Here is a 4069-nt window from a genome sequence, read left to right as displayed (position 1 = left end):
AAACACACTTTGTCGGACAACTTTTTGGAAATTGACGTTTTCCTGTCCGATAAACTCACTTTACTGGACAGCTTTTCGGAAATTGATGCTTTCCTGTCCGATAAACACACTTTGTCGGACACCTTTTCGAAAATTGACACTTTCCTGTCCGAAAAACACACTTTGTCGGACAGATTTTTGAAAAAGCCTCTTGCCCGGACTAATTTTTACCACTCCTCTGAAGAAAGACCTTTCCCATAATCCGGAAAGGTCTTATTTATTCTAGTCCTTCTTATTTTCTGAAATTGGCCCACACACAATCAGATCACCAGAATCACCTGATGGCTGTGTCAACGCTCATACTTTCCTGTTATTATTTGTGATTAAATACAAACTTTATTTAATTATTACTTGGGAATGCAAATGACAGACTTTTGTCTTCACTTGTTGATAGCCAGCGTTCTGAAATCATCTTTGATTTTGTATAAAATTTTGCTTGATCGGGACCAAACATTTGGCCATCACCAAATCTTGAGCCCTTAAAACCAGCAAAGTTATGATAACCAACCGGAATTGGAATCGGAACGTTTACACCGACCATTCCTACATCAATTTCAGTTGTGAATTTTCTGGCTGCCAGACCATTGTTTGTAAAAATCGTTACGCCATTTCCTAATTCATGCTGGTTGATTAATGTAATCGCCTCCTCTAATGTGTTTACACGTACAATATTTCGAACGGGACCGAAGACTTCTTCATCGTAAATTTCCATGCCCGGTTTTACATGATCAAGCAAAGTTGGTGCCAAGAAGAAGCCTTTGCTATTTTTTGTTATGTCTTTATTACGTCCATCACAAATGATTTTTGCACCTTCTTCTTCACTGCGGTCAATGGCTTTCAAAATATTTTCTTTTGCTTGCGGAGAGATAACCGGGCCATAATCGACATTCTCTGTATAAGCCCCCACTTTTAAGTTATCAATCTTTTCTTTTAAAATTTCTACTAAGCGATCCGCCGTTTCTTGACCCACTGGCATTAATGTAGAAATGGCCATACATCGTTGAGAAGCAGCCCCATACCCTGCACTGATGAAAGCATTCGCTACTTGTTCTAAATCAGCATCTGGCATGACTACCATATTATTTTTGCCTCCGCCTAATGCAACGACACGTTTTCCATATTTAGCGCTTGTTTCATAAATATATTGTGCTACAGGTGTTGAGCCAACAAAAGAAACTGCCTGTACTGCCGGATTTTCAAGGAGTTCATTAACCGCCTCTTTATCTCCATTGATGACTGTCCAAATACCATCTGGAAGCCCTGCTTCTTTCCATAATTCACTCACAAATAAGGGTGTCATAGGCACTCGCTCGGAAGCTTTTAAAATAACAGCATTTCCTACTGCTACCGCCATACATGTCTGGGCTAGCGGCACCATGATTGGAAAGTTGAATGGAGAGATTGCGGTAACTACACCTAGCGGATATTTAGCGGAATAAGCATTAATTTCCCCGCCTACATTTACCGAATATTCGCCTTTCATTAAATGAGGAGCATTTATAGCTAAATCTACAGATTCTATCCCGCGGGTAATTTCACCTATTGCGTCTTCTTCTGTTTTTCCGCTTTCCGTGCAGATTAATTCAATTAATTTATCTTTATTTTCCGTTAGCAAGTGCCGGAATTTCATTACAACCTCTGCGCGTTTAGCTACTGAGATATCCCGCCATGCAGGGAATGCAGCCTCTGCTTTTTCAATTGCATCTTTCACTTCCTCTGCGGAAGCTAACGGCACTTTGGCAATGACTTCTCCTGTAGCAGGATTGAACACATCGGAGAAACGGCCGCTTTTACCAGCAGTCATTTTTCCCTCAATAAAATGTGTAAGTTCTTTCACTTCAGTAATGTTTGTCATTATCGTAGTCTCCTTTCAATAATTAAGCAGCAAATATCATATAGAAAATATGACTCTATCCGTGCGATTCTACTATTTGGGATAAACACTCATAAAGCTTCAATTGCTTGCACTAATCTTGCAAGAATGAAATCCTTTTCCTCCAAGGTAATATTTAATGGTGGGGAAAGTGTTAATACATTGTTATAGCCCGCAACTGTCACACCGTTTTTCCCAATAATCAGCCCTTGTTCTTTACATTTTGCAATGACTTGATTGACTTTCTCTACAGGTAATGGATTCTTTGTGCTGCGATCTTCTACTAGCTCAATTCCTATAAGCAATCCCTTTCCTCGAATATCTCCAACATGAGGGGATTGTGATAGTTTATTTTTTAATTCAGTAACTAAAATCTCACCCATGATAGAAGATTGTTCAAATAAATTTTCTCGTTCCATAATTTCCAAGTTTTTCAATGCAACTGCACATGCCGCGGGAGAGCCTCCAAATGTATTAACATGACGGAAAAAGTCATAGTTTCCGTTTCTAGTGAACTCGTCATAAATTTCTCTCTTTACAGCTGTTGCAGAAAGTGGCATATATGCGCTCGTAAGCCCCTTTGCCATCGTGATAATGTCAGGCTGCACTCCGTAATGTTGATGGCCGAAGGCTTTTCCTGTACGTCCGAAGCCGCAGATTACTTCATCTGCTATTAGTAAGACGCCGTGTTTCTCGCAAACTTCTTTTACACCTTTTAAATAATCATCAGGAGGCATAATGACCCCCCCGCCTGTAATAATCGGTTCCAAAATCATGGCAGCTATCGTTTCTGAGTGTTCCCATGTCATAATTTCATCTACTGCTTTAACAGAAGGTAAATCGGCTACATTCTTATATCCATCCTCATTGTAACGGTACTGATCCGGCGCTTTAACATGAATAAATCCTGGCGATAATGGTTCGTATTTGTATTTCCGTTCAGCTTGCCCTGTTGCCGCGAGTGCGCCCATAGAGTTCCCGTGATAGGCGCGATAACGCGAAACAATTTTATAACGTGTTCCTTGCCCTTTTTGCTGGAAATATTGGCGAGCAATTTTAAATGCTGTTTCATTCGCTTCTGAGCCGCTATTTGAGAAAAATACAACGTAATCCCCGCCTAATAAATCACTGATTTTCTCGGCTAGTAAAATCGCTGAAGGATGGCTAACCGTTAAGGGAGTATAATTGTTCTCAAGGAGTTGGTCATATGCAGCCTTTGCAATTTCTTCCCTTCCATAACCAACGTTTACACACCATAAACCTGACATGGCATCTAAATAGCGATTCCCCTCTATATCCGTCAGCCAAGCTCCTTTCGCTTTTTGAATAATAGTCGTAGCTTGCGGGTTATAAGGCTTCATTGAATTCCAAAGATATTTCTCATCTTTCGTGACTAAACTTTCAGTAATATGAACATTCCTCATTTGAGCCACTCCTTTAGAAATTTGTTACTTCTGCCTTAATTGTGAGGCTTAATATCATGGTTATCATCAGACACAATGTTAAATGATAACTAATTACCGTTTCACACATTGACACTTTTTGATAGCTAAATTCATTCCCGGGCAGATCAAGGCCTTGATACGAATTTGACAAAATGAACAGAATGTATTTTTACTAAGAATCAAACTGCTAGCAACAAATCACTGAATATTCAAAATTAGAAAATTAAAATCCTGCTCTACTTGGAATTCTCAGAGTCTATAATCTGGAAGTTATATTGAGTTGCAAGCAGCATCAATTCAACAGCTAGGCGCTTTGGTGGAAGCATATAATCACTTCCTATTAAACTTTCAATTTTGGATAAGCGATGATATAAAGTTTGGCGGACGATAAATAGCTTCTTTGCAGTCTCATTTTTTAGACAATTACATTGCAGATAAGCTTGTAATGTTTCAATCAGTTGTCCATTATTTTTTGCATCATAATCATAGAGAGGCTTTAAATATTTTTTAGCTAAATCCATAATAGCTTTGTTTTTTTGTATTTGAAGAACTAATTGATGTGTGTAAAGATCTTCATAAAAATAAGAAAGTTGAAGAGCGTTATTGCGGATTAATAAAGTATCGCGTGCAGTTTCACAGCTTTGATGCACTAATTTATAATCATTCATAATCTGACCAACGGCAGTAGTGACCGATAGATTTATATAGTTAT

General features: G+C 38.7%; 3 protein-coding genes. All 3 read right to left on the bottom strand.

All coding sequences use genetic code 11. From position 1 onward, the window contains the following. Nucleotides 1-379: 379 nt before the first annotated feature. Complete coding sequence (locus V7149_RS21260; RefSeq protein ID WP_335347588.1) at nt 380-1894, bottom strand: CoA-acylating methylmalonate-semialdehyde dehydrogenase; 1515 nt, start codon at nt 1892-1894, stop codon at nt 380-382. An 89-nt stretch (nt 1895-1983) separates the two neighbouring features. Further along, on the bottom strand, nt 1984-3336 hold the full coding sequence (locus tag V7149_RS21255; RefSeq protein WP_335347587.1) for an aspartate aminotransferase family protein: 1353 nt from the start codon (nt 3334-3336) through the stop codon (nt 1984-1986). 257 nt (nt 3337-3593) lie between these two features. After that, on the bottom strand, nt 3594-4069 hold a 476-nt coding region (locus V7149_RS21250), incomplete at its 5' end, for a PucR family transcriptional regulator (protein WP_335347586.1).

Origin of the sequence: Bacillus sp. JJ1503, assembly GCF_036965125.1 — a bacterium.
Classification (GTDB): Bacteria; Bacillota; Bacilli; order Bacillales; family Cytobacillaceae; genus Cytobacillus.
This window is presented reverse-complemented; position numbering and strand designations above follow the sequence as displayed.

Excerpts from the sequence above, each read along its gene's own strand:
- V7149_RS21255 (WP_335347587.1), bottom strand. The coding sequence starts at position 3,336 with ATGAGGAATGTTCATATTACTGAAAGTTTAGTCACGAAAGATGAGAAA.
- V7149_RS21260 (WP_335347588.1), bottom strand. The coding sequence starts at position 1,894 with ATGACAAACATTACTGAAGTGAAAGAACTTACACATTTTATTGAGGGA.